The sequence below is a fragment of the Streptomyces sp. 35G-GA-8 genome (assembly GCF_023534745.1).
In the GTDB taxonomy this organism is placed as follows: Bacteria; Actinomycetota; Actinomycetes; order Streptomycetales; family Streptomycetaceae; genus Streptomyces.
The window spans coordinates 44,432-50,431 of sequence record NZ_JAMHJQ010000007.1 but is presented as its reverse complement, the minus strand read 5'-3'; the positions used below and the strand labels follow the sequence as shown (position 1 = coordinate 50,431).

Annotated in this window: 6 protein-coding genes; 4 read left to right on the top strand and 2 right to left on the bottom strand. The window is 71.2% G+C overall.

What is annotated here, in order from left to right:
- Positions 1-128 precede the first annotated feature (128 nt).
- A complete protein-coding gene (locus tag M1203_RS17045; protein WP_249950578.1) occupies positions 129-530 on the bottom strand; it encodes a VOC family protein in 402 nt (133 codons plus the stop codon).
- A 246-nt stretch (positions 531-776) separates the two neighbouring features.
- On the opposite strand from M1203_RS17045, the gene M1203_RS17040 reads away from it, so the two are divergent.
- The 4 genes from M1203_RS17040 (at position 777) to M1203_RS17025 (ending at position 5,011) form a co-directional block, all read left to right on the top strand.
- Complete coding sequence (locus M1203_RS17040) at positions 777-1,658, top strand: hypothetical protein (RefSeq protein ID WP_249950577.1); 882 nt, start codon at positions 777-779, stop codon at positions 1,656-1,658.
- A gap of 154 nt (positions 1,659-1,812) precedes the next feature.
- Positions 1,813-3,411 (top strand): ABC-F family ATP-binding cassette domain-containing protein, encoded by a 1,599-nt coding sequence (locus M1203_RS17035; protein ID WP_030353757.1) that lies wholly within the window; start codon positions 1,813-1,815, stop codon positions 3,409-3,411.
- Positions 3,412-3,843: 432 nt separating this feature from the next.
- Positions 3,844-4,065 carry a helix-turn-helix domain-containing protein gene (locus M1203_RS17030; protein ID WP_006123601.1) on the top strand — a complete coding sequence of 74 codons (222 nt, stop codon included), beginning with the start codon at positions 3,844-3,846 and terminating at the stop codon, positions 4,063-4,065.
- Positions 4,066-4,195: 130 nt separating this feature from the next.
- Complete coding sequence (locus M1203_RS17025; RefSeq protein WP_249950576.1) at positions 4,196-5,011, top strand: enoyl-CoA hydratase/isomerase family protein; 816 nt, start codon at positions 4,196-4,198, stop codon at positions 5,009-5,011.
- Between the two features lie 134 nt (positions 5,012-5,145).
- Here the strand turns inward: M1203_RS17025 and M1203_RS17020 are convergent, their stop codons facing one another.
- On the bottom strand, positions 5,146-5,913 hold the full coding sequence (locus tag M1203_RS17020) for a hypothetical protein (protein ID WP_249950575.1): 768 nt from the start codon (positions 5,911-5,913) through the stop codon (positions 5,146-5,148).
- Positions 5,914-6,000: the final 87 nt, after the last annotated feature.

Sequence of the window (6,000 nt, the reverse complement as noted above, 5' to 3'; positions counted from 1 at the left end):
CCCGCCCGGCCGCGCGCCGGGCGAGGGAGGCTGGGACCGGCCCCGCCGGCCCTGCCCCGGCCGCCCGGACCGCGGCAAGCGGTCCGGGGCCAGCGGTCGGCGGTCCGGGGTCAGCGGTCAGCCGGGCCTCAGCTCCCCGCGCCCGGCGCGTACGTCCCGAAGCTCCATATGTTTCCCTCGGCATCGCGGGCCATATAGTCCCGCGAGCCGTAGTCCTGGTCCGTGGGCGCCATCAGGACCCCGACGCCGTGCTCCACCGCTCGCGCGTGGTGCGCGTCGACATCCTCGACGACCACATAGACGCCCGCCGGGCCCGCGTCGCCCATCGCCTTGGCGAAGACGCCCGCCCGGCCTTTCGAGCCCACCATCACCACGCCGTCGCCGTAGGCCAGCTCGGCATGGAGCACCGCGCCGTCCTCGTCCTCGTACGCCCTCAGCACGGTGAAGCCGAAGGCGTCCTTGAGCGTCCTGATGGCCGCCTTCGCGTCCTTGTACAGGATGGTCGGACAGATGCTCGGTACTCCGGTCATATGGATCACCCCTTCGCGGGCTCGACTGTGACGCGGATCTCAGTCTCGCACCGGCCACTGACAATCGGCCTTCGTGTCGTTCCCAGCCGTCCCGGCCCCGCGCGGCAGGCATCCGAGGCCGAACGGGGGATGTGCCCCGCCGCGTCCGCCGTGTCGCGGGGCGCCCCCGCCCCGCCCGCGCGGCCCGTGGCTACGCTCGCGCCTGCATCGAGACCAGTGGCCCACCAGTGGTAGCGAGGGAGAACAGTGACGGCCCTGCCGACGACCACGGCGCCGGACCTGCTGCCGGGCGCCAGAGAGGGCGGCGGTCCCCAGGACGACGCCGATTCCCCGCCGACCGAGTCCCCGTACGCGGATTCCCCGCACGACGGCCTCCCGCCCGGCGGTTCCCGGCGCCGCGCCCCCGGTTCCGGCCCACGCCGCACCCGTCTCCTCCTCGCGGCCCTCTCCGCCGTCATCGCCGTCCCGCTGGTGACCGCCGCCCAGCAGTCACGGCACCTCCCCTTCGACGACCGCCTCACGGTGCACACCACCGCGGCGCCAGGACCGCCCGCCGCCCAGGAGCCCGTCCTGCGCACTGTCGGCCCCCGTGTCGAGGCACGCGACCCGCGCTCGGGCACGCTCCGCTGGGTCCATGAACGCACCGGCAGCCGCCCGCTCGCCCTCGCCGCGGGGCCCGGCCACGCCTTCGCCCTCTGGAGCGACGGCCTGGTCACCGACACCGAGCGCGTGACCGGCTCCGCCGTCCGCTGGCATCGCGCCCTGCCCGGTCTCGCCAACTGGCTGGCCTCCGGATCCGGCCGCGCGGCGGGCGTCCTCCAGCCCCTCACACCCGGGGCACGCATGCTCGCCGTCGTGACCCCGCAGCGCATCGCCACCTTCCGGGCGGACGACGGCGATCTGCGCTGGGTGCTGCCCGCCGCCCGTGGCTGCGCCTTCGAGCCGGGCCGTTACGTCCGTACGGCCGGGATCCTGCTGGTCGCCCAGCCCTGCCCAGGACACACCAACTGGGCGGCCGAGCTGATGGCGGTCGACGACCTCGGCCGTATCGTGCCGGGCCGCACCCCGCTCCGTAACGACCGCCCGAACGTTCCTCCGAACGATCCACCGAGCGGTGTCTCGAACTAGCCAACGGACGATCCGTCGGGGACCGGCCAGAGAAAGCAGTTGCGCGGCCCCGTTAGACTGACCCGTATGGCATTTCTCCTTGTGCATTAGCCGGCGTCGAAGAATCTCCTCCGCCTGCCCTCTTCCGCCGTCCATACCGCCCTGGAGTCTTTCCGTGATCACCGCAACCGGTGTAGAGCTGCGCGCCGGCGCCCGTGTCCTCATCGAGTCCGCCTCCTTCCGTATCGCCAAGGGCGACCGCATCGGCCTGGTCGGCCGCAACGGCGCCGGCAAGACCACGCTCACCAAGTGCCTCGCGGGCGAGGGCGTCCCCGCCGCGGGCACCATCACCCGCTCGGGCGAGGTGGGTTATCTCCCGCAGGATCCGCGCACCGGCGACCTCGACGTCCTTGCCAGGGACCGCATCCTCTCCGCGCGCGACCTCGACTCCGTACTCAAGAAGATGCGGGAGAACGAGGACCGGATGGCGAACGGCCAGGGCGCCACCCGCGAGAAGGCGATGCGCAAGTACGAGCGCCTGGAGACGGAGTTCCTCACCAAGGGCGGGTACGCCGCCGAGGCCGAGGCCGCCACCATCGCCGCCGCGCTCGGACTGCCCGACCGGGTGCTCGGCCAGCCGCTCCATACGCTCTCCGGCGGTCAGCGCCGCCGCGTCGAGCTGGCCCGCATCCTCTTCTCGGACGCCGACACCCTGCTGCTCGACGAGCCCACGAACCACCTCGACGCGGACTCGATCGTCTGGCTGCGCGACTACCTCAAGACGTACCGCGGCGGTTTCATCGTCATCTCCCACGATGTCGAACTCGTCGAGACCGTCGTCAACAAGGTCTTCTACCTGGACGCCAACCGCTCGCACATCGACGTCTACAACATGGGCTGGAAGCTCTACCAGCAGCAGCGCGAGGCCGACGAGAAGCGCCGCAAGCGCGAGCGCGCCAACGCGGAGAAGAAGGCGTCCGCCCTGAACTCCCAGGCCGACAAGATGCGCGCCAAGGCCACCAAGACCGTCGCCGCGCAGAACATGGCCCGCCGCGCCGAGCGGCTGCTGTCCGGCCTTGAGGAGGTGCGCCAGTCCGACAAGGTCGCCAAGCTGCGCTTCCCCGAGCCCGCACCCTGCGGCAAGACCCCGCTGACGGCCGAGGGGCTGTCGAAGTCGTACGGCTCGCTGGAGATCTTCACCGATGTCGACCTCGCCATCGACAAGGGCTCCCGGGTCGTCATCCTCGGCCTCAACGGGGCGGGCAAGACCACGCTCCTGCGGCTGCTGGCCGGGGTCGAGAAGCCGGACACCGGACAGGTGACCCCCGGTCACGGCCTCAAGCTCGGCTACTACGCGCAGGAGCACGAGACCCTCGACCCGGAGCGCTCCGTTCTGGAGAACATGCGGTCCTCGGCTCCCGACCTCGACCTGGTCCAGGTCCGCAAGACGCTGGGCTCCTTCCTCTTCTCCGGGGACGATGTCGACAAGCCGGCCGGGGTGCTCTCCGGTGGCGAGAAGACCCGGCTGGCGCTGGCCACCCTGGTCGTCTCCTCCGCGAATGTGCTGCTGCTCGACGAGCCGACGAACAACCTGGACCCGGCCAGCCGTGAGGAGATCCTCGGCGCGCTGCGCACCTACAAGGGGGCGGTCATCCTCGTCACCCACGACGAGGGCGCGGTGCACGCGCTGGAACCGGAGCGGATCATTCTGCTGCCCGACGGGGTCGAGGACCTCTGGGGTGCGGACTACGCGGATCTGGTCGCACTCGCCTGAGAACCCCCTGAGTACCCCTGCGGTAGCTCTGCGCTACCTCCGAGTACGCTCATGAGCGGGGTGCCGGGGGCCCGGTGATGAGCTGTCGCCACATGATCCACGCGCGTGATCGACTCCATATGGATCATTTCGGCTCAGCCGTGATCCCTCATCTGTGTGAGTGCGTCTCGTACCACGGCGTGGTGCGCGACGGAACAGGCCGATCGCACCATGATCCGCGCCGTCTCCGACGCGGCGGCGCTGACCTGGCACTTCGTCCGGAGCTTTGGGCAGAGGTGACGGTAACCGCGTACGGAATACGCGATTCCGGTCGTGTTTCACCCCTGGAGCCGGGTAAAGCTTGTCGTGCGGACCTTGCCGAATGGGTGGCCAGGAAGCCCGCGAGGGGTGATCATGAGAAGTCCAGAGCGCACTTCCCATGAGGAGGCACGGGTGGCCGAGACTCTGAAGAAGGGCAGCCGGGTAACCGGCGCCGCGCGCGACAAGCTCGCGGCAGACCTGAAGAAGAAATACGACAGCGGTGCGAGCATCCGGGCGCTGGCCGAGGAAACCGGCCGCTCCTACGGATTCGTCCACCGGATGCTCAGCGAGTCCGGAGTCACGCTGCGGGGACGCGGCGGAGCGACGCGAGGCAAGAAGGCCGCATCGGCCTGACGACCGAGCGCGACTCCTCCTGGCCACCGGTTCGGATGGTGGCCACCCGGGTCGATCGGACGATCGCCCAGGTGGTTACTGTGCAGTCACTTAGCCTGGTTTCCCTGACTGCCCGAACCGGAGGCGCCCCATGACTTCGCGCGAATCAGTACGTGAACCAGTACGTGAACCAGTATTCGACAAGGACGGCGTACGGCTCACCATCGAGGACGCGGTTGCCACGGTCACACTGGCCAATCCGGCGAAGCGCAACGCCCAGTCTCCCGCTCTGTGGCGGGCGTTGACAGAAGCCGGACGGTCACTGCCGGGCAGCGTGCGGGTCGTTGTGCTGCGGGGCGAAGGGAAGTCCTTCTCCGCAGGGCTCGACCGGCAGGCGTTCACCCCCGAGGGGTTCGACGGCGAGCCGTCCTTCCTGGATCTCGCGCGGGAATCCGACCAGGACCTCGACGCGGCGATCGCCGCGTATCAGGAAGGGTTCGTCTGGCTGCGCCGACCCGACATCGTGTCGATCGCGGCCGTTCAGGGGCATGCGATCGGAGCCGGTTTTCAGCTGGCTCTCGCCTGTGACCTCCGAGTCGTCGCGTCCGACGTCCAGTTCGCCATGCGCGAGACGAGTCTCGGCCTGGTCCCCGACCTCACCGGCACCCATCCGCTCGTCGGACTGGTCGGCTACGCCCGCGCGTTGGAGATCTGCGCCACGGGCCGCTTCGTAGGGGCCGAGGAAGCGGAGCGTACGGGGCTCGCCAATCTGGTGGTGCCCATTGACGAACTCGACGCGGCGGTAAGCGATCTGGCGGGCGCGCTGCTGGCCGCGCCGCGGGACGCGTTGATCGAGACCAAGGCGCTCCTTCAGGGCGCGGCCGGTCGTACCTTCGAGGCGCAGCGTGTCGCCGAGCGTGCCGCGCAGGCGCGTCGGCTTCGCGATCTGGCCGGCCTGGACGAGTAAGTCCGGCTGGGCGGGTAGGTCCGACTGGGCGGGGCAGTCCGACTGGACGGGTAGGTCCGAAGGGGCGTCGTCCGCAGGGGGTCGTTCCGTTCCCGGGCAGGCGGACCTTCGGCCGCATCCGCCCGTACCCGGGCTCACTCGGCCGTACTTGAGCTGTCTCGGCCGTCCCGACCCACCGCCGTGACCAGCACGGCCACCGAAGGCGCGTCCGGCAGCTCCGCCCCGAGTCTCGCCCGTACCGCCCGCGCCACCTCCAGCGGGCGGTGCCCGGCCGCCGTCGCCAGCTCCACCCGGACATGTCCCGGAGTGGTGACCACCGCGCCGCCCAGCGTTCTGGTCGGATACGCGACGCCCGGGACCGCCGCCGCCAGGAGCTCCGGCTCGCCCTGCGGGGTGGCGGCCCGTACGTCGGCCGACCGTTCCCTGTCCGGCGGTTCCCCGTCGGGCCGCGCGGCGGCTGCCGCCGCGGATTCCCCGGAGGGATCGAGCAGGGCCGTCACCCGCAGATCGACCTCCTCGACCCGTAGCCCAAGACGCTGTGTCGCACAGGCGAACAGCACCCCGCGCAACCGCTCCGCCACGGCGGGCAACGGCTCGGCGGGACCCGCCGCGAACTCGCCCTCGATCCGCAGCGGACCGGGCGGCAGCGCGCTGGGCGGTGGCGGTACGGCCGGCGGCCCGGCCCCGTCCGGGTCGGCCAGGGAGAGCCGAAGCCGGCCGAGCGCGGCGCCCGCCACCTCCGCCGCCGCCCGCCGCAGTTCGTCCGTCGCCGCGCGTTCCGAGATCCACGCACCGTCCCGCGCCCCGCCCAGCGGAAGCAGCCTGCCCAGGCCGAGCCGCTGTCGTACCGCGGCCGTCCATCCGCCGGTGCCGAGCTCATCCGAGCTGTGCGCAGTCGTCATTCCTCCAGCCTGCCGCATCCACGGGGCGGGACGGGGCAAGCGCACCTAGTGTGGGCAGCGGAGTCCACCACCGCCCGGGAAGGAACG